We start from the raw sequence: 25,151 nt of genomic DNA, 5'->3' as shown, positions 1-25,151 counted from the left end.
CCAAAAGTATTGACTCTTGATAAACAGTAAGCAATTGTTAAGAATTAACCGCCACGCGTTAGCGCTGCTTCTACCTGCTGTAACTCTTTCTCTAAACGATTCTTGAGTTTTTCGGGTACAGAACGATTTGGGTAAGAACTGTAGTGTCCAGCTAGGGAGTTGAGGGCTGTTCGCATGGTTGTAAAAGAGCCAAGACCAGAAACAGAGTTAACCCGCTGGTAGCGAGCTGAAAAGTCATTAATTTTTTGACGCGCTTCTGCTTGAACTGCTGCTTTGTCTGGTGAATCTTGTGATACATCCAAAGCTTGTCTCATAATATTGACCACAGCTAAGGTATCTTGGCGATAATCCCCAGTCAAACTATCAGGACTGCCAGAACAGCCCATTAAGCCGATAGATACAACCAAAACCAGCGCAAGCAAACGCGACCAATAGCGCTTCATATGCATTAAGTAAAAGAATACGTAAATCAACGTCCATCCTATCTTGGATTGGTAACCTGGGGATCAATTTATTGCTGAGTCAGAATTACTTAGATACTCGTTACCATAAAAAAAGGTCAGAAATTATGCGGCAATTGCGAGGTGACATTATTCTTGAGGTTTAAGCTTATAACTCAGTCCCCAGGCTTGGGCAGTATGAGTATCAAATGAATGTTGCAAATAACTGCCTCTTTACATTCCTATTCATGCTCAAGCCTTACAGGTAAATCTATCTTTCGCTAAAGGACACAAAGAAAGAAATAAGAAGCCAAGAAAATTTGGCGCAGCCTCATAAAAAAATGTTATTGGTAGCTGCAACTATTTTCTGATTAAAAATTCCGGTATAAAATGCAGGTGAGTAAAATATGTTGAAAATCAAGCATTCGCAACTTAATTGGCTTTTAGCAGGAATGACTTTAGCAGTTATGGGTGTAAGCATTGCTCCAGCTTCTGCCCAGAGTGTCATAGTAATTGATGGCGCTTATGGAGGCAGGCGTGGCTGTGGAGCAGCTTGTCGTCAAATATCGCCTCCTGTTGGTTCCTTTATTTATGGTAGTCCGATTCCTACACCAATGCCTGTAGACCCAGCAACAGGACTGATGCCACAACGCAATAATTACAATTACCCTGATTATTCCTATCCCCAGTTAAGGCAAAACATAAGAAATTCCACGCTAATTAATCCAACTTTGATTAATCCGGCAATTCGAGACTCAACCATAGTTAATCCGGTGATTATCAATAATTCATGGCGTCGTAGACCATTTAGGGGTGGGCGATCGCGTGTTTTCATCTATCCTCGGTAGAGCAAAGAATAGGGAGTAAAGGAGGAAAACTCCTAACTCCTAACTCCTATTAGGTAAACTGCGAACCGAGAATCATCGTCCCAATCCCAACATCAGTAAAGATTTCTAGTAACAGGGCATGGGGAATGCGACCATCGATGATGTGTGCTGCACGGACTCCTTGAGCAAGCGATCGCACACAACAACTCACTTTGGGAATCATCCCACCGCTGACTATACCATCAGCAATCAACTCGCGGGCTTCGCGGATATCTATTTTTGGAATCAAAGTAGATTGGTCTTTGTAATCTTTTAAAATTCCACTTGTGTCGGTCAGTAAAATTAACTTTTCTGCTCCTAGTGCAGCAGCGATTTCTCCGGCTACAGTATCGGCGTTAATGTTATAAGCTTGCCCTGTCTCGTCTGCGGCGACGCTAGACACTACCGGAATATAGCCATTGCTAGCGAGGGTGTCCAAAATCTTGATATTCACATTGCTGACTTCCCCCACAAAACCGATGCCTTCTTGACCTTGGGGACGGGCTGTAAATAGATTACCGTCTTTACCGCAAAGTCCTACAGCCAATCCACCAGCTTGGTTAATTAGGGCGACAATTTCTTTATTAACTCGACCAACTAAAACCATTTCCACCACATCCATTGTGGCGGCATCAGTGACTCGCAGACCATTTTTAAATTGTGGTTCGATGCCCAGCTTATCTAACCAACTGTTAATTTCTGGGCCACCGCCGTGGACTACAATCGGACGCAAGCCCACGCAGGATAAGAATACAATGTCGCGGATAACTTTGTCTTTGAGTGCGCTATCTTTCATCGCTGCGCCACCATATTTGACAACAACAGTGCGACCGGCGAATTGTTGAATATAAGGTAGTGCTTCGCTTAGTACACGCACACGAGTGGCTTCATCTTGCCTGATGTATTCAGAATCGTTGTCCGTCATGAGGAGCCTAACAGAGAGAGTTAAAACCTATTTCAGTCAGTGTAGAAGACTTTGTAACTCGTCACAATCTCTGATGCTAAAGTCGAGTATGTTTGTACTGATCAGCCATAGCTGTTTAGTTCGTTTCAGAAATGTGAAAATCTATAAAAGAAGAACTAGCAACCAAAATCGAAAATTATCAGGAGAAATATGGATACACCGATTCTCCATCGGCTAATTGAAGAATTAAAAGTTATGCCTGAAGACTTGCAATATCGAGTGCTGGAGTTTGCCCGAACTTTAGTAGGTTCGCAAATTCATGGTGTTCCAGGTAAAGAATTATTAAATTTTGCAGGTACAATATCGCCAAATGATATTCAGTTGATGCGCGAAGCAATTGAACAAGGTTGCGAACAGGTAGATACAGATGAGTGGTAAATACCTGCTTGACACTAATATTATTATTGCTTTATTTGCAAATGATATCGCAGTAAATAATCAGCTAGTAAATGCAGAAGAAATTTTTATTCCCAGTGTTGCTATTGGTGAATTATTTTACGGTGCTAGAAAATCAGGGCGATCGCAAGGAAATTTAGAACGTATTGAGGAGTTCATTGCCAGAAATACGGTCATTGGATGCGATGTAGAAACTGCCCGTAAATATGGTGAAGTTAAGAATAAATTGCGACTCAAAGGTCGTCCATTACCCGAAAATGATATTTGGATTGCATCTGTTGCAATTCAGTATAATTTAATTCTCGTTACGCGAGATGCTCATTTTCAAGAGGTTGAAAATCTACAAACAGTAGCTTGGTGAATACGCCTTGCACACAATTAGCTTCAGCTTGCCTGATGTATTCAGAATCGTTAACCGTCATAAGGAGCCTAACAGAGAGAGTTAAAACCTATTTCAGTCAGTGTAGAAGACTTTGTAACTCTTCACAATCTCTGATGCCAAATCCGAGTATGTTTGTACTAATCATTCATAGGTGTTTGGTTCAGTTACGAGTTCACCATCTGGCATAACGGTATTGTAGAAATAAGCCCCATACATTTCCGCGCAGTGCCAGTTAACTTCCAATAAATTAGCATTTTCAAGATTAACGCCCTCCATACGAGTAACTCTCAAATCAGCACCACGTAAATCAGCACCGCTCAGATTAGCGTCTCTTAAATCAGCACCCCCTAACTAGCTTTACAGAGGAGCGCCCCACTCAAATCAGCACCACTGAGATTAATGCCAGACAAGTCAACTTCGCTTAAGACTGCACCACTGAGATCGACTCCTGAAAAATCATTTTCCCCAGCATCTAAACGACTAAAAAACTCTTCAATATCCATTGAATTCTTTCGTGAGACAGCAGTAAAACTTCAAGCTCTAGAGTCAATCCTATACGAAGGATGAGACAGATCAAGATGGTGCGTTAACGAAGTAACGCACCTTACAAATTAACTATTCCCACATTACCGGACACAATATAACAGCGATCGCTCCTTCAAACCTCTAAAATTGAAATCATTCGGCTGAAGCTAGGGAATGAAAATGACTACGCTGCTAATTCAAACTGAAAGCACACCCCTAACGGTAAATTTTCCCTCGCTTGTGCAGATGACAAATGAGCAGTTCTACGAATTTTGCCAAGCCAATGGAGATTTACGAATCGAGCGCACTGCTAATGGGGAAGTCATCATTATGCCACCAGCTTTTTCAGATACGGGCAACCGTAACTTTAACATTGCTGCACAGCTTGGGTATTGGACAGAACAAGATGGCACTGGCATAGGCTTTGACTCCAGTACAGGTTTTACGCTACCTAATGGAGCAATGCGTTCTCCTGATGCTTCTTGGATTGAACTGGAGCGCTGGAATGCCTTAACAGATGCACAAAAAGCTTCATTTGCACCAATTTTTCCTGATTTTGTAATTGAACTACGTTCCTCTAGCGATCGCCTGATAAAATTACAAGACAAAATGCAGGAGTACATCGATAACGGTGCATCACTAGGCTGGTTAATTGATCGGCAAAATAGAAAAGTCTACATTTACCGTCCGAATCGAGAAGTTGAAATTTTGGAAAATCCCGAAGCAGTTAGTGGCAATCCAGAATTACCAGGATTTATCCTACGAATGACCAAAATTTGGTAATTTGAGTCTTCCTAATAAAAAACTTGTGTTTTGAGAGCGTTAGGAATTGCCTCAAGTATTCGCTGAAAGTAAAGTGATCTTCGTTGTTCGAGGAGCGATCGCACTACGCTACGCCATAATCTGTATACTGACGCTTATATGGAGCTTGCAAACCCAAGACAATATCCTCTCGTGGTACTCCCATTATCACTAATTCCTCTGCTGGATTGCGATAGGTTAAATTCTGTTGCAGCCAGATTTTGCCATCTTTAATATCAAAATGGATAACGCATCGATAAATACGATTAAATCCTTGCCAACCTACATTCATCCATTGATAATGATTGCGTTCTGTGTCTAAAATCAGTTGGACTTCGACATTGTTATTCGAGACATCATCACTGGCATAGTTCGTCAACAATGTTTTAACATATTCTTGATATTTTGCTAGTTTATCCACTCTACAATCACCTCATCTACTGGATTGTAAACAATTAATAGCACCTGATACTGTTTGATCGCAGTTTGAGTAAATTCCAGTTGAAAAAATGTTTTGTATGTATCCAATGGAACTGCTAAGTATAAGACTCGCTCTAGTTCATATCCTGCTAATGCTAGACGTTAACTAAGAAATTGTCCCAAAGCAGAGTAAAAATCTGTAATTGCCGAGGGGTTTAAAAAGCTTTTGATTTCAATTGCTATTTTTTCATTTCCTTTTTCTGCGGCAATTATTTTCTCTACGCCTAAACCAATTTGGAAATTGACTTACCCAAATTTAAATTTTAAAGGATCGCTCGTAATCCTCCTTTGTTCTTTTTGCAAAGCTTTTTTAACTGATTCATGAAAAATATCTTTTGCAGATACAGTTAGATTAATATTCCCCATTAATGAGAAACAGTTTTTTTTAGTACGCCAGGAATTGCCTCAAGTATTCGTTTGGCAACGTCTTCAGGCGTATCTCCCTCTCGCTCGGTGATGTGCAAATCGGCTTGAGAGTAAAGTGGTGTTCGTTGTTCAAGGAGCGATCGCAATTTGCCTTTAGGATCAGCATCTTGCAAGAGTGGTCTTGTGGTATCCTCAGCTAAACGGCTGTAAATTAGATCCACTGGCGCATCTAGCCACACTATTAAACCGTGGTGCAGATAACCCCAATTTTCTCGCCGCAGTACAATGCCTCCACCTGTTGATATAGTCAATTTTGTAAAAGCACAGACTTGTGAAAGCACGTCACTTTCTATCTGGCGAAATCCTGCTTCCCCTTCTTCGGCAAATAACTGATTGATAGATTTACCTGTTGCTTGGGCAATGACATCATCGGTATCCACGAACCCATAACCCAGTTCCTTGGCCAGTAAGCGCCCTATTGTCGTCTTACCAACACCCATCATGCCAATTAAGTACAGGTTGACTCCTTTTAATAAGCTGCTCACCAGTTGCTTTGCTCCAATTATGAGTTCTGAGGCACAGTTTTAAATTATAAACTGCCTTAACGCACTTCATTATGTATAAGAATAGAAAAGCGATCGCAGTGTCTAAATTCCCAACTTCGTAAAGTTTTTCGCTTATCTAACTTTTCACGAATTGTTTAGGACTGCTATATAAATTTTCTAACTCGCAATTATTTTTAAATTCTACAAATTCATCTTCTATTTTAGTTTAATCAACCGTTGTTATTACTATTGTTAATGTATTTAAAGTAACCAAGGCAATTAATTAACAATTTTTCTGCGAAATTATCATAATATAAACGAATAATTTCTCAGGAATGTAGTAAGTTCCCTCAATTAACTTTGTATTTGCTGCATAGCGATCGCTATGCTTAATAAAAAAAATAATATAGCTTCTTTGAAACTTTATTCAAACAATTCCTGTCTATCTAAATAATCCGAATTTTCACTTTGGTGGGTAATTTTAAGTATACAAAACACTGTGTTTCTACCAGCACCGTGTAGTTATTCTAAAAATCTAGTCATAACAAGCTCTGAGCAATTAAATGTTTCTGATAGAGGTGTAAATAATGACTTATATACTGCGATCGCCCAAAAAACTTTGCAAATTTGAAGTTTTGGCATGAAAGACTACTGCATATTTCACCCCAATAAGCCTGAATGAATAAATATATGATGAATGAGGCGTCAACTATGACTCGAATTCGTGACGTTGTACAAAAAGCTTTAGCAACTGGCTATTTGACAGTGGAAGCTGAAAATCAACTACGACAATTGTTGACTACCCGGTATGAATTGGAAGATTTTAATGCTTTCATGACTTTGCAGGAAGCTGCCATGACTGGTAAGGTCAAGCAGGAGTCTAGAGAGCGGTGTGGCATCAAGTAGAGAGCCTGCTGCATCTCACCGACGGGAGCGTTTATCATCATCCTCAAAATCATCATCATCATTAAAAAATTCCCAATCATCATCATCAGTTTGATTGGTAGTTGGCGGCTGATAAGGAGGGATGATCACCCGGTAGTCAGCATCATAAACGGATTCAGTTTTTCCCACAGCCGTATTTTTTGGTTCGTGGTAGCTGTAAGAATAAACTGAACCGGACTGAGAACTGCTTTTGACTTCTGATTGACGTTCGTAAGTTTTAGAATCTTTAGGCTGTTGAGCTTGAGGATTAGGGGTAGGTGCTTCGTCTAAGCTTTCATCAAAGTTCCAATCATCATCTTTACTGCCATTTGTCTCCCAATCATCAAATACATCACTGCTAGGCTCTTCTTTTTTACTAGCTGGTGGTGGAGAACTGGCAGGGCGAGATGTAGGTTCTTCTCTCCGGTTTGCCTTCGCACGAGCCGAAGTTGTGCTTCGGCGCTCAGGAGTTTGGCGTTGTCCTCCCCCAAAATAATTGGATAAGTTAAACAAGGTAGCAATCAATACAGATGTGAAAGCACCAGTGGCAGTACTGAATAAAATCCATATCGCTAGTGGTAATGGTTGAGTTTGCACGCCCAAAAATACTAGCGATATGGCAGGTGACCAATTTTGGACTAACAACAGCGTTAGTCCTCCCAGTACCGCCACCAATAAAATTAAGCGAATTACAGCCATAGCAATTTTGTCAGTTGTCAGTTATCAGTGGTCAGTTGTCAGTGGTCAGTTATCAGTCTGATTACTCTTCACTAATTACTGTTCACTGACTACTGACACTATCAGCCATCTCTATCATTACCCTTTTAGGACTATTGTGAAATTTCCGATCAGTCTGCTGAGGGCATTAGCGACGACCTTCCCACCGCTGAATTGGGATGCAGTCAATATCTAGTTGATCTAAAGCACGGGCGACTACAAAATCAACTAAATCCTCAATGGTTTGGGGATTATGGTACCAGGCGGGAATAGCGGGGACAATTCTCACTCCAACTTCTGCTAAAGAGGTTAAGTTACGCAGGTGGATGAGGCTAAAAGGCGTTTCACGAGGGACAATGACCAGCTTTCGCCCTTCTTTGAGTTGGACATCCGCCGCCCGTTCTAGTAAATCGGAACTCAAGCCAACCGCTAACTTTGCTACTGTACTCATGCTGCATGGAATAATTATCATCCCCAGAGTGGCAAAGGAACCACTGGCAATCCCAGCTCCAACGTCACCCCAAGGATGGCAGCGGAGTTTACCCGAAAGTGCAACTCCAGCTTGCTCTCGCCAGAATTGTTCTTGCCCGCTTGGTTCTGATGGCATCCGAATTTCCTGTTCTGACTGCCAAACCATGTAAGTAGATTTAGAAGCAACCAATTCAATACTATAATCTGCTTCTAGCAAAAATTTGATCGCGCGAACAGCGTAAATCAGACCAGATGCGCCCGATACGCCTAAAATTAGAGGTTTAGTGTTATTTGACACGAACGTTTTAGTTGATTTTACTCATCCTCCGAGTAAGGGTCTATATCATCAGACTCCATGTCATTTGGTAAGTAGAGGTCTGACAGATCGTCATTGGAACCATTACCAGTTAAACCTTTGGGTACACCATCGCTGCCGACAGTTACCAAATCAATTTGTTGACGGTAGTAATCGACACTCTTAACTTGTACGGCGACCCGATCGCCTAATCTATAAGAAGCGCGATTTTTGCGCCCAAACAGTGCCTGTTGTCTAGCGCGATATTCATACCAATCGTCTTTGAGAGAACTGACATGTACCAATCCTTCTACCCTCAAAGGCACACCAGGATTACTGCTAGATTCCACTTCAGCGGCTGGGACTTCAATTTCCACAAAGAAACCGTAGGATTGAACGCCAGTAATCACACCTTGAAATACCTGTCCGATGCGTTGCTTCATCAGTTGGGCTTTTTGTAGCCCGGCTAAATCGGCTTCAGCCTCTTGGACTTCTTTTTCTCGGTCGTTGATTTGGACAATTACCCTAGTCAGATCGCTTTGCAGTTCTTGTTGCAATTCTGGGGGTAAAACGTTCCAGTTAATTTCCTCGTGGCTGGAGGAGTGGCGCAGGTTAACGCGCTCTCTCACACGGGTATTGCGGCGATCGCGTCCGTTTTCGAGTAGCGTGTAATACACCCTCTGCATCAGCAAATCTGGGTAACGCCGCAAGGGAGCGCTAAAGTGGACATATTGCGGTAGTGCCAGACCAAAGTGAGAACCTTTGGTAGTGCTGTACGCAGACGGCTTAAGGGTATCTTGTAACAAGTAAGTCAGAACTTGCTCAGAGGGAGATTCCGCAAAAGCTGTAGTCAAATGTTGATAATCTAAGGGTTGGATATCGACTTCTGGATCTAGTGTGAGGTCAACGCCCAAATTGACTGCCAATTTCAGCATTTCCTGGACATCTTCGACATCGGGCGTGCCTTGAACTCGCCAGATGGCGGGAACACCAAGAGCATTTAAGTGAGTTGCAACCAGTTGATTAACTAATAGTACCAACTCCGTGAGTAGCGATCGCACTGGTAAATCATTCACCACCACAGCGCCTAAAATCCCTTCATCATAGTAGGCGTTTTGGCTAGGCGGCAGATTTAACTGGAGGCTACCACGAGTCAACCGTACCTGTTTGATGGCTGTTTGCAAGGCTTGGAGGTCTTGCAGGATTTGGGAAACCTGTGATGATTCTTGCGCTTCACCTGTAAGAATTGCTTGGGCTTGTTCAGTAGTCAGTGCAGTTTCTACGTTAATTACACTGGGTTGAATTTCCCATTCCAGGACTTGTCCAGATTGGGGATCAATGGTAATTAAAAAAGAGATAGTTAAGCGATCGCTTCCAGGTACTAAAGAACAGCGTTCTGCCACACCTGGGGGTAGAATGGGCAGCACTAATTCTCCCAGATATACTGATTTGCCCCGTTTGAGTGCTTCTCTATCTAAGGCTTCATCAGGTTGGACATAGTGAGAAACATCGGTAATATGAACGCCTAAAAGCCAATTTCCGGCTAGGTTTTTTTCTAAACTAAAAGCGTTTTCTATAACTTTGGTATCGCCATTTACCCCTTCAATGGTGAAGGTAAATAAATTACGCAAATCCAGCCGATTTTTCAGGTCTGCTTTAAGTAGCTTTTTGGGCAACTTGGCGGCTGCATCTAGTACATTATCTGGAAAAGTCCGGGAAAGGTCATGTTTACACGTAACTAAATCTATATCAGCAGCAGCTTCGGCATCGCTACCGAGGATTTGCACCACTCGACCAAGGGGAGGATATTGTGCTAACGGGTAACGCAAAACTTCCACATGAACCAAGTGATCGATCGCTTCTTCCAACTTTGCCTCGTTAGGTTGAATCTTCAGTTCAAACAGCAATCGATCATCTAAAGGCACAGCCCGGAAACCAGCTTCTACCTGCTTAATTCGTGCCAGTAAAGTGTGGTTAGAACGTTCTAGAATTAGCTTCACCTCCCCTTCAGGAGAGCGACGACGGCTGCCTTCTTTGAGAACTCTTACCAAAACGCGATCGCCATTCCAAGCATTACTCAAATGACTTTCGCGGATGTAAATATCCTCGGCTCCTTCGACATCTTGAATAGCAAAGCAAAAGCCTTTACTAGAACAACGGAGCTTTGCCTCGATTACTCCCTCTTCGGTGACACGGCGGTACTTGCCCCGTTCTTTCACTAAAATACCGATTTTTTCGAGAACATCTAAGGCGATGTGAAGTTTTTGTAAGCTTTTTTCATCTTCACAGCCAAGTTTCTTTTCTAAAACCTTCCGAGCTACCAATTTATCATCGGTGAAATTGGCAAGGAGTGTAGCGATTGAAAATTCCATGCAGTGAACCGACCTTTGGTCAAAACATCATTGGTTGTTTAATCTGGTTCTTTTCTGTATACCCTCACGGCTTACAGAAACAAGCTGGAAGCGAATTGCTCAGAGGCAAGGCTTCCTAAGTTCTAAGGAAAGGAAGCCCAACCCAGCAAGAGTGGGAAACTACTCCGGCAGTTCCGAGCAAAGGAAGCCTACCCACGAACAACTCTGGGCATCTACGAACTTCTCACTGCACGATGCTCTCAGAATTCGCCTGCGTTCAACTCTCTTCATCTAACCAAACTGAGAAAGTACGCCTGATTTAAATCTAGCCCCGCTAGGTAATTACGCGACGGGTTTTTGAGAAGCTGGGTTTAGAGAATCCATACTGCTCAAAAGCGCTATGCAGGGAAGCTACTGCGGTTAGGCAGCCCCCGTCTTGGCGGTTCCCGTCGTTAGCGCTAGCGGTAGCGATAGCCGTTAGCGAGGAACGAGCGTCGGAACGAGTGTCTGGGGGACTGCCGAACCCGAAGGGTCTTGAGGTCTCCCCAAGGGGAGGAGGCAGTGCGGTCTTCTCCTAAAGGGAGAGGCTAACGCCAAGGGGTCTCCCCAAGTGGAGCAACTGCCGTCAAGTGGCGTGGAAACTACAGGTGTTTGATTGTCTAGAGTGAAGGTAATTTTACGCCATTAGAATCTGATTTTTGACTCGGAGGAACTGCCGGTGAACCCAATTTACCCACATGTAGAATCGGTAACAATTAGGTGAGCAGCTTAATAAGCAGTGAGGGCGAACCGTATCTCCATTATTGTAGATTTAGAGCGCATTTCCAGAAAATAGTTCTAGATATCAAGTTGGGTAATCAGTATAGCATTGCAGGCAAGACTACCCAGATAAGTTAGCACTAGCTAAAAATTTCGTCAAAAAAGAGCTGCTGCTACAATTGGGACACAGGACAAAGCAAGAATATGGGACTTCCAACTAAAAAAATATCCCATCGCATTTAGGGCAGGGGAGCAGGGGGCAGGGAGCAGGGGGAAAAATAGTAGTGTTGAGTCCAGAAATTTGGATAATTTATTTTTTGGAGTTCCCTATCACTAAGCTGATGCGCGCCTAAATTGTATAAGCGCTCTTTATGATCGTTAACTGTTGACGGTTAACGGTCATCGTGTAAATGTTCAAGTTAAATGCATAACAGCTTATTGATGAGAGTTAAAAATAAAAAATGCAATATTGGTAGGCATCCTGGGTATAGAGTGGATGTAAATTAAAGTAAGGGTAGCTAGCTCGCTTGAGCATACAGGCAGTATCGACCCCGTTATTAAAAAGATTTAGATTGGTAGCAATATTATGTTGGCTCAATTCCAGAGCTTGTATCCCAAGGGCAGTCTGATTTCTGAATTAGTGCAAATTTTTCAAGGAAAATATATTGTCCGGGCAAGCGTGCAAATAGAAGGTGTAACCCGTGCTACGGGTATGGCAGCAGCAGAAACAGTAGAAGCAGCAGAAGACCAAGCCAGAACCAGGGCGCTGATAGTTTTGGGTATTACAAATGCGCCACAGCAATCAGTTGCATTTAGCTCAAATCCAATTCCACCAGCGCAGCTAAACCCTTCGTTGAATACCAAAAGTGGATTAGATCAGTCTGCTGCCTATTCCTCTGCCAAAGATCAGGATTTTGTTAGTAGTCAGTGGTCAGTAGTCAGTGACAAAGAAATATCTATACCGCCTTCCAAAGTACGGAACATCAAACCAGAAGTAGTAACAAACAATAATGAACAGTACGGGTACAGCAGTGGTGCGTCCCTACCAAGCGATAGCTATAGCCAAGATTTAGGTCAAAACTTTCCTGTGACACCCAACAAGGAGCTAGAATTTGATCCTCCAGTGGAAAACTTGGAAATAACCTTTGATAAACAGGTGGAAAATCAAACATTTCCAGAGATTTCTGCCAATAATGTCACACCATTTACACCTCGGAGTTACAGCCCTCAAGAGAATGTCGCTACCCCGCCAGTGGCAGGAAAGAGAAAGAAGAAAGCTGAACCCGTTGATTTATCGGATGTAATTGCTAAAACAGATGTCGAACTTCAGCGTTTAGGCTGGACACCAGAACAAGGACGGGAACATCTGATTGAAACTTATGGTAAGCGGGGGCGTACTTTGCTAACTGAAGAAGAATTACACGGATTCCTCAATTACTTACAATCTCAGCCAGACCCAATAGCGGGATTTTGATTTGTCATTAGTCATTAGTTATTTGTAAGGACTAATGACTAATAACGTAGTGTGTTAAATCTGAATCGAGTTTTGAAGTCAAATAACCCCTTTTCACTGATGAAAAGGGGTTATTTTTAGGGTTTAAGGGAATTAAAATTGGTAAATCACCATTTACCAATCGTGACTATTAATTAAGAACAGCAACTGCTGGACGGCTACCAGCAGCGTGACGGTCAATCACTTCGTCAATTAAGCCGTATTCTCTGGCTTCCTCAGGTGACATGAAGAAGTCACGTTCAGTATCTTCAGCAATGCGCTCAATTGGTTGACCTGTATGTTCGGCTAAATAGTCATTTAGCCGCTTCTTGTGGTACAAAATTTCCCGCGCCTGAATTTCGATATCAGTCGCTTGTCCTTGAGCGCCACCTAGAGGTTGATGAATCATAATCCGAGAATGGGGTAAACTCATCCGCTTACCCTTAGCACCAGCACTGAGGAGGAAAGCGCCCATACTCGCCGCCAATCCGGTACAAATTGTACAGACATCAGGGCGAATGTGTTTCATAGTGTCAAAAATGCCCATACCAGCCGTCACCGAACCACCGGGAGAATTGATGTACATATAAATGTCTTTCTCCGAGTCTTCGGCATCCAAATACAGCAGTTGGGCAACAATCAAGTTAGCAATGTTGTTGTCAACTTGTTGTCCCAAAAAGATGATGCGCTCACGCAACAGCCGTGAGTAGATGTCAAAGGCGCGTTCGCCTCGACCCGATTGTTCAATAACGATAGGAATCATGGAAGCGTGTTTGTGGCTACTTTAAATACATTTTATCGGTGACAGCACGAAACTGGGGTTTATCTCTACAGTTCTCAAGCAGATAAATCAATCCTTTCTCGTTTTCCCTTGTCTAATACAGCGATTTTCAGTTGAGCAGACTATAAAATTTAACCCCTAAGGGCACTTTTTAGGAACAGAAGGTGTCTAAAAAAAAGAGAAGAACAAATTAAAAACTCTAATTATCGCCAACCTCATATATCGGCACTTGCTGGACAACTTTGGCGATGTAGTGATTAAGCCGATAACCGAAATCCAACTTACTTAGGGAATTGTGTTAAATTAGTAACATTTTAAACATTTTTTTAGGATTTTCCTCAGCAATTCTCAAGTTATTTTTGTTAGATTCGGTAAATCGATAGTACAAGGTGTATTTAGAATAACCAGTCCTACTTTAATGCTATCCACCCAGAGAGACGTGCCATGCTGGAAAAACTTGTACAAGCCGCCATCATCACCTTCTTGCTCCACCTGATAGCAGGACTTAGCCCAAATACTATGATTCAAACAAGGACAGCATCACCTGTGCCAGAAACGCCACCAAATATCGTTAGCTTACTATTGCGATCGTTTCAGTAAAAATATTTCACAAATTGTACAGGTGTCGGCGATATCAAAGACATGGACTACTATCTCTTACCCAAGGGATAATTCGCTCGTAGGATTTCTTGCTTATGTACATAGCCGTTTAGGCTAAGACTTCTGGGAACAAGATAGACTGAGCAAAGAAGGCAACTACTTGCGTTTAATCATGACTAATCGCCTTGCTGAAGCTAAGAGCCTCTATCTCCGCAAACACGCCGAAAACCCGATTGATTGGTGGTCTTGGTGTGATGAAGCACTTGCAACTGCAAGGGCGCAAAATAAACCGATTTTTCTCTCCATTGGCTATTCTAGTTGCCACTGGTGTACTGTCATGGAAGGCGAGGCTTTTTCTGATATTGCGATCGCTGACTACATGAATGCTAATTATCTTCCCATCAAAGTAGACAGGGAAGAAAGACCTGACCTCGATAGCATTTATATGCAAGCTTTGCAGATGATGAGTGGTCAAGGGGGTTGGCCTTTAAACGTATTTCTTTCCCCAGAAGATTTAGTGCCGTTTTATGCTGGTACTTATTTCCCTGTAGACCCGCGCTATGGTCGTCCTGGATTTTTACAGGTGTTGCAAGCGCTTCGCCGTTACTACGATACAGAAAAAGCAGAATTACAGCAACGCAAAGCCTTAATTATTGAGTCGCTGCTCACGTCTGCGGTGCTGCAAGATGATACAACAGATGAGCTTGAAGACCGGGAATTACTCCGCCAAGGTTGGGAAACCAGCACAGGTGTAATTACTCCTAGTCAATCTGGTAATAGCTTTCCGATGATTCCCTATGCAGAATTAGCACTGCGGGGAACTCGATTTAATTTTGAATCTCGCTATGATGGTAAGCAAGTTTGTACCCAACGCGGATTAGACTTAGCGCTGGGGGGCATTTACGATCATGTAGGCGGTGGCTTTCATCGCTATACTGTTGACGCTACTTGGACAGTGCCCCATTTTGAAAAAATGCTCTACGACAATGGACAGATTGTGGAGTATATAGCTTCTTTATGGAGTGCAGGAGTACAAGAAGCAGCCTTTGAGAGAGCAGTTGCTGGTACTGTACAATGGCTGAAGCGGGAAATGACCGCGCCTGAAGGTTACTTCTATGCTGCTCAAGATGCCGACAGCTTCATTGAACCCACGGCAGTAGAACCAGAAGAAGGAGCCTTTTACGTCTGGAATTACAGCGAATTACAACAACTGTTAACACCTGAAGAATTAAGGGAATTAGAACAGTTTACGGTAACACCTAACGGCAACTTTGAAGGACGTAATGTCTTGCAAAGGCGCTATTCTGGGCAACTGAGTGCAACGGTGGAAACGGCTTTGAGCAAGCTGTTTACCGCTCGCTATGGCGTTAGTTCTGAGTCTTTAGAAACTTTTCCCCCGGCTCGTAACAACCAGGAAGCAAAAACCACTAACTGGCCAGGTCGCATTCCTTCAGTGACAGATACGAAGATGATTGTCGCTTGGAATAGCTTGATGATTTCTGGGCTAGCTAAAGCTGCTGGGGTTTTCCAAGAACCGTTATATCTGGAATTAGCAGCACGAGCGGCGAATTTTATCTTGGAAAATCAGTTTGTCGATGGGCGTTTTCAGCGACTCAACTATCAAGGAGAACCAACCGTTTTAGCGCAGTCTGAAGATTACGCCTTTTTTATTAAAGCTCTGCTGGATTTACAAGCTTCCAACCCTGAGCATAAGCAATGGCTAGAAAAAGCGATCGCCATCCAAGATGAATTCAACGAATTTCTCTGGAGTGCAGAATTAGGTGGTTACTATAACACATCAAGCGACTCTAGTCAAGATTTAATTGTGCGGGAGCGTAGTTACGTTGATAATGCTACACCATCAGCGAATGGAATTGCGATCGCTAATCTTGTTCGTCTCGCCCTACTCACCGATAATCTAGACTATTTGGATTTAGCAGAACTTGGTTTGAAAGCTTTTCGGAGTGTGATGAATCGCGCTCCCCAAGCTTGTCCTAGTTTATTTACAGCTTTGGATTGGTATCGTAATTCTACCTTGATTCGCAGCACCACTGAGCAAATAAACTCTCTGATCCCCAAGTTTTTACCAACGGCTGTGTTTGCCATAACATCTGATTTACCGGAGGGAAGCGTTGGGTTAGTTTGCCAAGGTTTGAAGTGTCTTGCACCAGCAGCAAATGTAGAGCATTTATTGCAGCAAGTCCAGAAAAGTCAAAATAGAGGGTAATTTTAGCAACAGTCAGACGCACAACCGTGAATAAACCGCCTGTACTTGGAAACATTAGTCCTATTATTCCTGCTGGTAGCGATATGGAAAAAGTGATCGCTTTCTATGAACAACTTGGTTTTACAACAATCCATAAAGAAGGCGATCCGGTCATTATGGCAATTATAAAACGCGACTGTGCAGAAATTTTTCTGCAAAAAAATGACGATCAACACCTTGCAGAATGGACAACTTTTCGGATCAAAGTTGATGGTATTGAGCAGCTTTATCAGGAATTTCAAGCACAAGGCGGACAAATGATTCATCCCAACGGTCAGTTGCAAACACAACCTTGGGGAATGAAGGAGTTTGCGATTATTGATGTAGCTGGTGTATGCATTACGTTTTTTGAGCCAGAGAACTAACATGACTATCCGCAGCGAATTAACTGCCATAGTCTTAGCAGGTGGCAAAAGTTCTCGCATGGGCCAAGATAAAGCCCTGATTCCCATTCAAGGAGTGCCGTTGTTGCAGCGAGTTTGTAGCATTGCTCAAAGCTGTGCTGATGTTGTTTATATAGTCACTCCCTGGCCAGAACGCTATCAAGACTTGCTTTTGCCTGGTTGTCAGTTTATTCGAGAAGTGCCTTTATCTGAAGAATCTTTAGCCCACGGGCCTCTAGTTGGGTTTGCCCAAGGGCTAGCCGAAGTTAAAACAGAATGGGTGCTGCTGCTTGCTTGCGATTTGCCAAGATTGCGGGTTGAGGTTTTGCAAGATTGGGTAACTAGACTTGATGGCGTGGAGGATAATGCGATCGCAGCTTTAGCTCATCATCCGAAAGGTTGGGAACCTCTATGTGGTTTCTATCGCCGTCGCTGTTTGCCACCGCTTTTAGAGTTTATCAACCAAGGGGGGCGATCGTTTCAGCAATGGCTGCGGCAATATCCTGTAGAAGTTTTGCCTTTACCAGAACCCGAAATGCTGTTTAACTGTAATACACCAGAGGATTTGGCTTTAAGTTAATTGAAAAAGAGTTCAGAATTCAGAATTAAGTTAGTGGGGGATGAGAAAGATGAGGGGGATTTTCCTTCTGAATTCTGACTCCTGCTATTTACCGACTGCGACAAAATTTGCGATCATTATCATTCTGAGGATATTGCCAAGAATAGGCAAAATGGCTCACTCCCTTCAGTTGGGGGGCGTATTGGCGAAGTGCTTGCATTTGCGCTTCTAGGGATGGACGATTACTAATAGATCCTCCCCATTTGCCGGCTAAAGCTGGAATCACTTGAGTACCAGGTTTTGTCATACTCAAAACCCGTTGCACTTGTGCCACAATACAACTCGCATTACCGCAATTCCCATAAGCCATAGGATGCCACTGCAATGTGGCGGGGAAACGATCCCAAGGTTGTAAGCGGGAATCATACCCTTGTCCTACAGTTTGGTTGCCATCAGGGAAAAACACTACTCCCGTGGGAATATTTTGCTGCTTTGCTGGGTAACTAGCTATAGTGACAAAATCTAGAATTCCTTGCATGGCGTGGGCAACGGCGAGTTGCCACAATTCCCACTGTAAAAGTGGCTGTCTATCAGTTGCAGGCAGAATTGATTTTTGCCCTGGCGGGGGGATGCGTCCTTGCCAGAGGGGTTCGCCTTCCTGAGGATAAAGTTTATCGAGTTCAGCGATATCTCCGGCGGTGACATATCCCTTACGCAAAAAGCGGCGAATCAAGTCTAGCCCTTTATAATTCTGTGCCCGTTTAAATAAAGCTTCTTGAATTGCGGGACTAAATAGCCATAAATCTGAAACTTTGGTAGCGATGGAATCACTTCCTGCTTGGCGCGGATAGCGCACGTAGTCTAATAGCAAACCATCTGGGCGACGACGTAAAACTTCTTGTACTAATTGGTAGTAGTCGCGTTTTGCTTGTGGGTTGTAGGGGTCGATAAATAGTTGAGAGCCGTTATCTACGACATATAAGCTTGTTTGACCTTTACCATTACGAGCGATCGCATCTTCTCTATCTTTACGCTGGGCGTAAGTATAGCCGAAATTGGTAGTAAACATCCAGGCGTAGACCTTTAAACCGCGTTGCCGACCTTTTTGAATTGCTGTGGCGAGTAAATCGGCGTTTTCTGCTCCTGGGGTGCGAATTACAGAAGGCCAAGCCGTCGGGTTGGCTGTTGCTGGCAATAATACTTGCCCGTCGTAAAATACTTCTATATAAACTTGATTATAACCACGGTTGACAATCCGATCCATAATCTGGTCAATTGTTCCTGGTTGAACATCACAGGGATACAAGCGCAACCAGAGGGCTTGGATTTGGGGCCAAGTCCGGGTGCGACACTTCTGTAATTCCTGTGCCTGCTTTTTTACTAAATTTTGGTAGCGGGTTTGGGCATCTTGGTTGCCTTTGAGAGCTGATAAACGTAAGGTTTCTTTTTCTTGTGCTGCTGCCGATGATAAGTGACAATACTGGGTTACTTGCGCCCTTGCTGGTTCGCTTCCCAAGTTGGGGAGCAACGAACTACTAGTGAAAACAACAGCGAATAGGCGCTGCCAAAATAATCTTGATCTTGCAACGTTCAAGGAATGGTTAGACATACCTAGCAGTAGATGGACACAATAATCATCGACCCCAATTCAGATAATTGTGGGCAACGTGTATCGAATTATATCGTTAAGGAGTAAAGGTTCTAAAACCTCTTTTTTCAAGACTGATAAAGGACTATTTGTGTTGCCGAATTTTTTTATAAATACATAAATACATATATTGCAGTATAAAATATCTAAATTTTTACGCAATTTAGCCTACTATTGGGTAGATTTAGCCTCTACCTTAGTTAGTGAAAATCTGCCAAAACTAGTAGTATTTTTGAACTAAGAATAACCTGACTTTTAGCTCTTGTCATTACCCCCATCTTTTTAATTTCTAGCTTCGTTGCTATTCCGTTTGGGAATTAATAGCTATATGTAGCAGTCTTAAAAATCATTGTTAAATAAATTAACCGCAGAGGCGCAGAGAACGTAGAGAGAGGAATCGGAGATTTTCACGGCTTATTTAGGATTGCTATAGCTAAAGCCGATTAAAACTTTCAATATTTCAATAAACAAGGTAGGAGCTGAACTAAAGCGTCTACGCAACGATCGCAAAGTCAAGTCAAGTGAACTAAAAGCTAAATTTGCTATTTTTGAATGTGGTGCTGAGTATGTTTCTTATGCCATTCTTACCCTAAAAGGAGTTTTAATATGTATCGTCGTTGGTTATTATCTGCTTTAGCACTTTTGATGAGTATAGTTTTGGCTGGTTGCACTACAGTAACCACTCAACAGCCACAAACAAAAATCACAAACCCTACTGAAACGGTAAATACAAATTCTCAGCAATTATCAAAAGGATCAGCTAAAAGGGTTGTTGCTCTTTCTTCTCTGTCTGCTGACATTATCTCTCGGCTCGATCAAACAAAAATTGTTGGAATTACTGGTAGTAAATTATTTAATAATGACTCAAGATTCAAGGATATCCCCCGCGTTAGGGAAGGGCAAAGTCCGCCCAACTTAGAAAAAGTGGTAGCACTCAAACCAGATTTAGTTATTGGTGCAGAAGGTTTTTATAACATCCCAATTCAAAAACTTCAACAGCTAGGGATTCCAACCTTTATGACTAAGGTAAATAACTGGGAATCTCTAGAAGAACTTACTAAAACGCTTGCTAAATCAATTGATGCTGATCCTCAGACTTTGTTAAACCGTTACAAAACTTTCTTGCCAGAAAAGCCAACTCAGGGTTTTTCTACTCTAGCGCTGGTTAGTCGTCAACCAATTTTAGCGCCAAATAAAAATAGTTGGGCTGGGGATTTGCTGGCGAAATTTCAGGCGAAAAATATAGCAGCAGATTTACAAGGAAAAAGCCCAATTGGCGGCTATGTGACGCTTTCGGCTGAGAAAGTTTTAGAAGCAAATCCAGAGGTGATAATTTTGGTCAATCCCCCACAAGGTAATTCGGAAGCTGGGCTTTTAGATTCCCTGAAAAAGGAAGCTTTTTGGCAAAAACTGCAAGCAACTAAAAATAACCGAGTCTATATGTTTGATTATTATGGTCTGGTGAATCCAGGTAGTATAGATGCAATTGAAAAAGCTTGTCAGCAGCTTAAGCAAGCATTGTTTGCGCCACAGTCTACTTAGCTCAATAAATATAATTTGAAATCTTGTTTTCAGGTTCTACCTTGATGAATATAACGGTTCCTATTGAGCTTACAAGATTATATTGCGAGGTGTAAGGGCACGGTATGCCGTGCCCTTACGCGTGTATCTTCAATCTTTTGTAGAACTAATTGGTTTTTGAGGAAAGGGGATATTTTTTTTACCTTCAGGAGAAGCACCTCCAAGGCTGCGGAAATATAGTCCTCCAATGGTAAGTAAAAATGTTACATATCCCACTGCTTGTACAAGATAGAGGTTGTCTCTGTAACCAAATAAAGATTTGAGGATAATACCAGGAAACTGTTCGTCAGGCAAAATTCTGGAAGTATTTGAAACCATTGGCCCCAAAATACAAGAGTGGACTTTAGTAAAACGTTCGTAATAGAAACAAAGGCTTTCTGTAGCACGACTGCTAAGGGCAAAGTTAGCCACAGCGTCGTCAAAATGTTTCAAGGCTGAAACTACTAACCCAGCGACAATCAACACTAATAAAATGCCCATTACCTGGAAAAACTGGCGGATGTTAATTTTGACACCCCATTTAAATAGCAGCACCCCAATGGCAGATGCCACTACCAAACCACCAATCGCACCCAAGGCTGGCATTAATCCCTGTTGAAAATTAGCAGCAACGAACAGAACAGTTTCAAAGCCTTCGCGAACAACGGCAACTAAAATTAAAGTAAAAACACCCCAACCAGCATTTGAATTTTGTGTCAGTGCTTGTGTAACTGCTCCTTCAACTGTAGCTTTCATGAATCTGGCTTGTTTAGTCATCCAGATTAGCATCCAACTGAGCATTGCGATCGCTAACACACTAAACACACCTTCCAACGCTGGCTCAACCACCGAAGTGTATTGAGGATTAGCTGCTCCCAGTACTTGAATTACCCAACTGAATAGCACGCCTATTAAGGCACTCACGATAATACCAACGCCGACACCAGCATACACCCAAGAGTTGAGTCGGGATTGTTTAGCTTTTTTCAGTAAAGCTAGCACAATGCCAACAACAAGGGCGGCTTCTACTCCTTCTCGGAGCGTTATTACAAAAGTAGGTATAGCAGTACTAAAATTCATCTTTTGTCCTTTGTCTTTTTTCATTTGCCATTAGTCATTTGCCCTTTATCAGTTGTCCTTTGAATTATTTTTTGACTAATGACTAATGACCAATAACTAATGACTAATGACTATTAACTAAAATCGCGTAGCATCTTTTTCAATTCGAGATTATGCATCTCTTCTTGCCCAATCATGCCGCGCGCGAATTCTTCAAGATAAATGCTGGCATTAGTAACAGTTTCGAGCAGATTTTTATACAGATCCAATGCCTTTTTTTCATGGGATAAGCTTTCTTCCAAGATATCCCTGACTTTATGCTGGTAAGTTTCTTCCATTGGGGCAATTTTCAAGGAAGGATGCCCATCTAAACCGGTAAGAATTTCTCCCACTTGTTCGGCATGAAGTAAAGATTCACTTGCCTGTGCTTTGAAAAAGGCCACGATTGGAATACGGTTAGGGCCAGTCACCATCAAAGAATAATGTGTATAGCGCACTACCCCTGCTAGTTCAAATTCCATAATGGCGTTAAGCAAGTCAATGGTCTTTTTATGGTCAAGTTCTTGCATCAGTTGTTAGTTCAAGTAATGAATGTGTAATTAGGTATAAGTTAGGAGTTAGGAGTTAGCAGTTCGGGATTATTAACTCAAAACTTTTAATTCATAACTCCTAACTATTTCCTCATTCTAAACTCCTTACCCCATCCTTCCCATTAAATGAAAGTGTTATCGCTGTGCTTGGGTATTGGATTTACCAACCACTTTTTGAGAGTTTTCCTCAATGGTTTTCACCAGTTTGGTAACATCATTAGCAGTTTTGACTGCTTTGGCTGGTGGGATGGCAGAAGGCCAAACTTTTATTAGTTCAGCAAAACTAGCATCGATCGCTTTGTGGGCTTCGGGATCTGCTTGAGCTACTTGACTAGAAATTCCTTTGTATAAATCATTGGCGTAAACGACAAAACCACGAGAATCTTGATACTCAATTGGCGCGGTTATTTTACCATCTGCGATCGCAGCGCCATATTCGGAGTTAGCTGAATCTAGCAATTCGTTAACAACCTGTAGCACAAATCCTGGTTTTGAGCGTTGATCTGCTGGCAAAGCTGCGATCGCTCCATCCACTGCTTGCACTGAAGAAGTAAAATTAGTTTTAACTTTGGTATCCTTCGGACTAGATTTCACTAAATCTTGCAAACTTACTAATGTTGTCTTAAATTCTTTGACTTTGCGCTCATTTAATTGTTCTTCGACATCAACATATATTTCCTCAACTGGATGTCCAATATGAGGTTCTGCTTGTTTCGGCTGATTCTGATCTAGAAGTTCTTGTGCTACTAAAAGATGCCCTTTCATTAAGCCCAATTTACTCATGTAGTCAATATCTTTTGGCTCACCAGTGAGTACCACTTCCTGAACACCAACTTGGTCTTTTATTTGGTCGAACTGCTCTTGAGTAATTACTTTTTTAGTAACTAAATCTTCTGGGCTGCCGTATGGGCGATTTGCCTGGATTTTGTTTGATAAAGCTGGAATACCTAGTTTGGCTTCAAACTTATCTAATTCTGACAATATAGCGCTATTAATGTTAATTTTTTCTTTGCCACCGTGACCACTGTGACTGTTATTACTTACTGCCTGTGTAGCTTGAGGGCTAGCAACTGGTGCTGATGGATTTTCTGCGGTTGGTGTACTACTACAGGAACTCAAGGTAACTATTACGGCTGCTGCTGCTGTTAAACAGATATAACGAAGTTTTATCATCTTTGCTTCTTGCACAACAAAAAAGGTATTAATTGAAACATTTCAAACTATTACTATCAAATAGTTTGTTTGACACATTGTCATAGATTTTACTGTCGCATATAATGACAGTTTTTATCAATTATTATCTAAAATTTTAAGGAATTAATACGAATAATATTGTCACAAATTTTTAGTAGGGTTTTTAGAGTTGCTATCAGCAACTACTTCAAATTGACCCATACAACCGTTTTCTGCGATCGCATCCTGATGGGGATGGAACATATACTTACCTGGGTAGCGAAAAGCAAATTCCAAGATGTGCCTTTCTGCTACACCCATCGTAATCACATCAGTTTTCTCGCTAGGAGTCATGCTCATGCCATAGCGATAGACATCAAAGAAGTTGGCGTGAAGATGAAACGTCACTGCTGGATCGTATTCAATGATGTTAAGGACATACAGCCGAATCAACTGATTTTGATAAATAGGGATGGGATGATGCATATAGTGATGGGGCAAACCGTTGAAAGCGTAATAGTCATTATGGCTATCATCATTCACGTCATACCCAGCCATTACTAGTACGATCTCATCAGCCGGGGGACGAGGAGTAGGTGGATCGATGATGAACATCCCGTAAAGTCCCTTAGCGATGTGACGGGTGACTGGTTCAATATGGCAGTGATACAGGTGTACACCATAGGGTTCAGCATCAAATTCATAAATTGTGGCTTTGCCGTTGCTGATTGGGCGAACACCATCCATTTCTGCCGGATGAACGCCATGAAAATGCAAAGAGTGAGAATGTCCCGCATTATTGAGAAATAGTACCCGGATGCGATCGCCCTGTTTTGCCCGTAGCGTTGGCCCTGGTATGCGACCGTTTAAGTCCCAGATGTTGTAAGAGACAGCACTATTGAGTTTAATGATCGAAGTACCCGCAGTTAACTGAAATTCTCGGATAGTCCGCCCATTTTCTTGCTTTACTGTCCCATAATCAAAATCCCTTAACATCTTCATCGGATTATTAACGTCATCGGATGCTTCCATATCGAATGGTGGCACTTTGACGATTGACTTACTTTGTAGATTTAGCATCTGCCAAAGTCCAGCTGCACCAATTACTCCAGCACCTGCTATACCCAGCTTTAATAATTGACGACGGCTCAAAAATTTTTCGTTACCCAGAGTGAAGTTGTTGGGCATGACATTTAGTTACGGTTAGCGCCAAACAAAGAATTGCAAAATATTTTCAATTGCTTTTAAATATTAGAGGAATTAATAATTATTGTCAATAAATTTAATAACTTCAAAGCTGCTGCTTTAAGTTATTAAATTTAGATCAAGTGATAATCAGTCAGTGAAAATTACAAGCAAATTTCCAAATTTTATCAGTATTTGTTTTTAACCTTATGTATAAAGAATATATCAATAAACTAGCTTTTACTGCCTATGTTCTATTTTATTGATATGCTTATTGTTTTATAGCAGTCCTAAATTATTTGTAAAAGTAAATTAGCCATAGAGGCGCAGAGAGAGGAATCGGAGATTTTCAGGAGTTATTTAGGATTGCTATAGCAGTACTTATAATACAAACAATGCGTATAATAGCACCTGGAATATAGACGAAACTAAGATAGTGTTGCTATGCTGTAGTGCATTTTATTTGCTTGGAGATGAAATAAATTGCGTTTTTATAATATTGTCAGTACTTAGCATTTTTAATTTTTAATCGTTGATTAAAGCATCTACCGATTTAAACTAAGTTCTTAAAAT

General features: G+C 42.0%; 26 protein-coding genes and 1 pseudogene. 11 read left to right on the top strand and 16 right to left on the bottom strand.

Annotation, left to right across the window (positions count from 1 at the left end; genetic code table 11):
• Positions 1 to 44: 44 nt before the first annotated feature.
• Complete coding sequence (psb27, locus tag H6G26_RS11085) at positions 45 to 449, bottom strand: photosystem II protein Psb27 (protein ID WP_190729297.1); 405 nt, start codon at positions 447 to 449, stop codon at positions 45 to 47.
• A 398-nt stretch (positions 450 to 847) separates the two neighbouring features.
• Here psb27 and H6G26_RS11080 point away from each other — a divergent pair, with 398 nt between their 5' ends.
• Positions 848 to 1,288 (top strand): hypothetical protein, encoded by a 441-nt coding sequence (locus H6G26_RS11080; RefSeq protein WP_190729296.1) that lies wholly within the window; start codon positions 848 to 850, stop codon positions 1,286 to 1,288.
• 49 nt (positions 1,289 to 1,337) lie between these two features.
• Here H6G26_RS11080 and argB read toward each other — a convergent pair whose 3' ends face one another.
• The gene (gene argB, locus H6G26_RS11075) at positions 1,338 to 2,231 is read right to left on the bottom strand and encodes an acetylglutamate kinase (RefSeq protein WP_190729295.1); all 894 of its coding nucleotides are present in this window, start codon (positions 2,229 to 2,231) and stop codon (positions 1,338 to 1,340) included.
• Positions 2,232 to 2,420: 189 nt separating this feature from the next.
• On the opposite strand from argB, the gene H6G26_RS11070 reads away from it, so the two are divergent.
• Both H6G26_RS11070 and H6G26_RS11065 read left to right on the top strand, forming a co-directional pair.
• Entirely contained in the window at positions 2,421 to 2,648 is a 228-nt protein-coding gene (locus tag H6G26_RS11070) for a hypothetical protein (protein ID WP_190729294.1), read from the top strand.
• On the top strand, positions 2,638 to 3,027 hold the full coding sequence (locus tag H6G26_RS11065) for a type II toxin-antitoxin system VapC family toxin (RefSeq protein ID WP_190729293.1): 390 nt from the start codon (positions 2,638 to 2,640) through the stop codon (positions 3,025 to 3,027). The genes H6G26_RS11070 and H6G26_RS11065 overlap by 11 nt, the downstream gene beginning before the upstream one ends.
• Before the next feature lie 162 nt (positions 3,028 to 3,189).
• Here the strand turns inward: H6G26_RS11065 and H6G26_RS11060 are convergent, their stop codons facing one another.
• Together H6G26_RS11060 and H6G26_RS11055 are read right to left on the bottom strand one after the other, a co-directional pair.
• Positions 3,190 to 3,324: a hypothetical protein gene (locus H6G26_RS11060; protein ID WP_242053661.1), complete on the bottom strand. Its 135-nt coding sequence runs from the start codon at positions 3,322 to 3,324 to the stop codon at positions 3,190 to 3,192.
• A gap of 71 nt (positions 3,325 to 3,395) precedes the next feature.
• Positions 3,396 to 3,551, bottom strand: a complete 156-nt coding sequence (locus tag H6G26_RS11055; protein WP_190729292.1) for a pentapeptide repeat-containing protein — start codon at positions 3,549 to 3,551, stop codon at positions 3,396 to 3,398.
• A 202-nt stretch (positions 3,552 to 3,753) separates the two neighbouring features.
• Between H6G26_RS11055 and H6G26_RS11050 the strand changes: the two genes are divergently transcribed.
• On the top strand, positions 3,754 to 4,356 hold the full coding sequence (locus H6G26_RS11050; RefSeq protein WP_190729291.1) for a Uma2 family endonuclease: 603 nt from the start codon (positions 3,754 to 3,756) through the stop codon (positions 4,354 to 4,356).
• Positions 4,357 to 4,459: 103 nt separating this feature from the next.
• Here the strand turns inward: H6G26_RS11050 and H6G26_RS11045 are convergent, their stop codons facing one another.
• From H6G26_RS11045 to H6G26_RS11035, 3 genes and pseudogenes are all read right to left on the bottom strand, one after another.
• Complete coding sequence (locus H6G26_RS11045; protein WP_190729290.1) at positions 4,460 to 4,795, bottom strand: element excision factor XisI family protein; 336 nt, start codon at positions 4,793 to 4,795, stop codon at positions 4,460 to 4,462.
• A pseudogene (locus tag H6G26_RS11040) lies at positions 4,783 to 5,220 on the bottom strand (XisH family protein). The gene H6G26_RS11045 and the pseudogene H6G26_RS11040 overlap by 13 nt, the downstream one beginning before the upstream one ends.
• Positions 5,220 to 5,765 (bottom strand): shikimate kinase, encoded by a 546-nt coding sequence (locus H6G26_RS11035; protein WP_190729289.1) that lies wholly within the window; start codon positions 5,763 to 5,765, stop codon positions 5,220 to 5,222. Before H6G26_RS11035 ends, H6G26_RS11040 begins: the two are co-directional and overlap by 1 nt.
• A gap of 711 nt (positions 5,766 to 6,476) precedes the next feature.
• On the opposite strand from H6G26_RS11035, the gene H6G26_RS11030 reads away from it, so the two are divergent.
• Positions 6,477 to 6,671: a hypothetical protein gene (locus H6G26_RS11030; protein ID WP_190729288.1), complete on the top strand. Its 195-nt coding sequence runs from the start codon at positions 6,477 to 6,479 to the stop codon at positions 6,669 to 6,671.
• A 15-nt stretch (positions 6,672 to 6,686) separates the two neighbouring features.
• On the opposite strand, the gene H6G26_RS11025 is transcribed toward H6G26_RS11030, so the two are convergent.
• The 3 genes from H6G26_RS11025 to H6G26_RS11015 all read right to left on the bottom strand — a co-directional run bounded on the left by H6G26_RS11025 (position 6,687) and on the right by H6G26_RS11015 (position 10,544).
• Positions 6,687 to 7,388 (bottom strand): LapA family protein, encoded by a 702-nt coding sequence (locus H6G26_RS11025; RefSeq protein WP_190729287.1) that lies wholly within the window; start codon positions 7,386 to 7,388, stop codon positions 6,687 to 6,689.
• 166 nt (positions 7,389 to 7,554) lie between these two features.
• Positions 7,555 to 8,175: a UbiX family flavin prenyltransferase gene (locus tag H6G26_RS11020; RefSeq protein WP_190729286.1), complete on the bottom strand. Its 621-nt coding sequence runs from the start codon at positions 8,173 to 8,175 to the stop codon at positions 7,555 to 7,557.
• 17 nt (positions 8,176 to 8,192) lie between these two features.
• Complete coding sequence (locus H6G26_RS11015; RefSeq protein ID WP_190729285.1) at positions 8,193 to 10,544, bottom strand: ribonuclease R family protein; 2,352 nt, start codon at positions 10,542 to 10,544, stop codon at positions 8,193 to 8,195.
• Between the two features lie 1,324 nt (positions 10,545 to 11,868).
• Here H6G26_RS11015 and H6G26_RS11010 point away from each other — a divergent pair.
• Positions 11,869 to 12,756, top strand: coding sequence for a hypothetical protein (locus H6G26_RS11010; RefSeq protein WP_190729284.1), 888 nt, complete (start codon positions 11,869 to 11,871; stop codon positions 12,754 to 12,756).
• A gap of 169 nt (positions 12,757 to 12,925) precedes the next feature.
• Here the strand turns inward: H6G26_RS11010 and clpP are convergent, their stop codons facing one another.
• Positions 12,926 to 13,537 carry an ATP-dependent Clp endopeptidase proteolytic subunit ClpP gene (gene clpP / locus H6G26_RS11005; RefSeq protein ID WP_190729283.1) on the bottom strand — a complete coding sequence of 204 codons (612 nt, stop codon included), beginning with the start codon at positions 13,535 to 13,537 and terminating at the stop codon, positions 12,926 to 12,928.
• Positions 13,538 to 13,999: 462 nt separating this feature from the next.
• Between clpP and H6G26_RS11000 the strand changes: the two genes are divergently transcribed.
• The 4 genes from H6G26_RS11000 (at position 14,000) to H6G26_RS10985 (ending at position 17,384) form a co-directional block, all read left to right on the top strand.
• Positions 14,000 to 14,155, top strand: a complete 156-nt coding sequence (locus H6G26_RS11000; protein WP_190729282.1) for a hypothetical protein — start codon at positions 14,000 to 14,002, stop codon at positions 14,153 to 14,155.
• A 172-nt stretch (positions 14,156 to 14,327) separates the two neighbouring features.
• The gene (locus tag H6G26_RS10995; RefSeq protein ID WP_190729281.1) at positions 14,328 to 16,382 is read left to right on the top strand and encodes a thioredoxin domain-containing protein; all 2,055 of its coding nucleotides are present in this window, start codon (positions 14,328 to 14,330) and stop codon (positions 16,380 to 16,382) included.
• Between the two features lie 26 nt (positions 16,383 to 16,408).
• Positions 16,409 to 16,786, top strand: a complete 378-nt coding sequence (locus H6G26_RS10990) for a VOC family protein (RefSeq protein ID WP_190729280.1) — start codon at positions 16,409 to 16,411, stop codon at positions 16,784 to 16,786.
• A gap of 1 nt (position 16,787) precedes the next feature.
• Positions 16,788 to 17,384 carry a molybdenum cofactor guanylyltransferase gene (locus tag H6G26_RS10985; protein WP_190729279.1) on the top strand — a complete coding sequence of 199 codons (597 nt, stop codon included), beginning with the start codon at positions 16,788 to 16,790 and terminating at the stop codon, positions 17,382 to 17,384.
• Positions 17,385 to 17,472: 88 nt separating this feature from the next.
• Here H6G26_RS10985 and H6G26_RS10980 read toward each other — a convergent pair whose 3' ends face one another.
• The gene (locus H6G26_RS10980) at positions 17,473 to 18,972 is read right to left on the bottom strand and encodes a family 10 glycosylhydrolase (RefSeq protein WP_190729278.1); all 1,500 of its coding nucleotides are present in this window, start codon (positions 18,970 to 18,972) and stop codon (positions 17,473 to 17,475) included.
• A gap of 645 nt (positions 18,973 to 19,617) precedes the next feature.
• Here H6G26_RS10980 and H6G26_RS10975 point away from each other — a divergent pair.
• Positions 19,618 to 20,553 carry an ABC transporter substrate-binding protein gene (locus tag H6G26_RS10975; RefSeq protein ID WP_190729277.1) on the top strand — a complete coding sequence of 312 codons (936 nt, stop codon included), beginning with the start codon at positions 19,618 to 19,620 and terminating at the stop codon, positions 20,551 to 20,553.
• 129 nt (positions 20,554 to 20,682) lie between these two features.
• Here H6G26_RS10975 and H6G26_RS10970 read toward each other — a convergent pair whose 3' ends face one another.
• The 4 genes from H6G26_RS10970 to H6G26_RS10955 all read right to left on the bottom strand — a co-directional run bounded on the left by H6G26_RS10970 (position 20,683) and on the right by H6G26_RS10955 (position 24,581).
• Complete coding sequence (locus H6G26_RS10970) at positions 20,683 to 21,651, bottom strand: FTR1 family protein (RefSeq protein ID WP_190729325.1); 969 nt, start codon at positions 21,649 to 21,651, stop codon at positions 20,683 to 20,685.
• Positions 21,652 to 21,764: 113 nt separating this feature from the next.
• On the bottom strand, positions 21,765 to 22,199 hold the full coding sequence (locus tag H6G26_RS10965; protein WP_190729276.1) for a ferritin-like domain-containing protein: 435 nt from the start codon (positions 22,197 to 22,199) through the stop codon (positions 21,765 to 21,767).
• A gap of 156 nt (positions 22,200 to 22,355) precedes the next feature.
• Entirely contained in the window at positions 22,356 to 23,393 is a 1,038-nt protein-coding gene (locus H6G26_RS10960) for a helix-hairpin-helix domain-containing protein (protein ID WP_190729275.1), read from the bottom strand.
• Between the two features lie 162 nt (positions 23,394 to 23,555).
• Positions 23,556 to 24,581, bottom strand: a complete 1,026-nt coding sequence (locus tag H6G26_RS10955) for a multicopper oxidase domain-containing protein (RefSeq protein ID WP_190729274.1) — start codon at positions 24,579 to 24,581, stop codon at positions 23,556 to 23,558.
• Between the last annotated feature and the right edge of the window lie 570 nt (positions 24,582 to 25,151).

This window comes from Nostoc sp. FACHB-888 (assembly GCF_014696655.1).
Classification (GTDB): Bacteria; Cyanobacteriota; Cyanobacteriia; order Cyanobacteriales; family Nostocaceae; genus Nostoc.
This window is presented reverse-complemented; position numbering and strand designations above follow the sequence as displayed.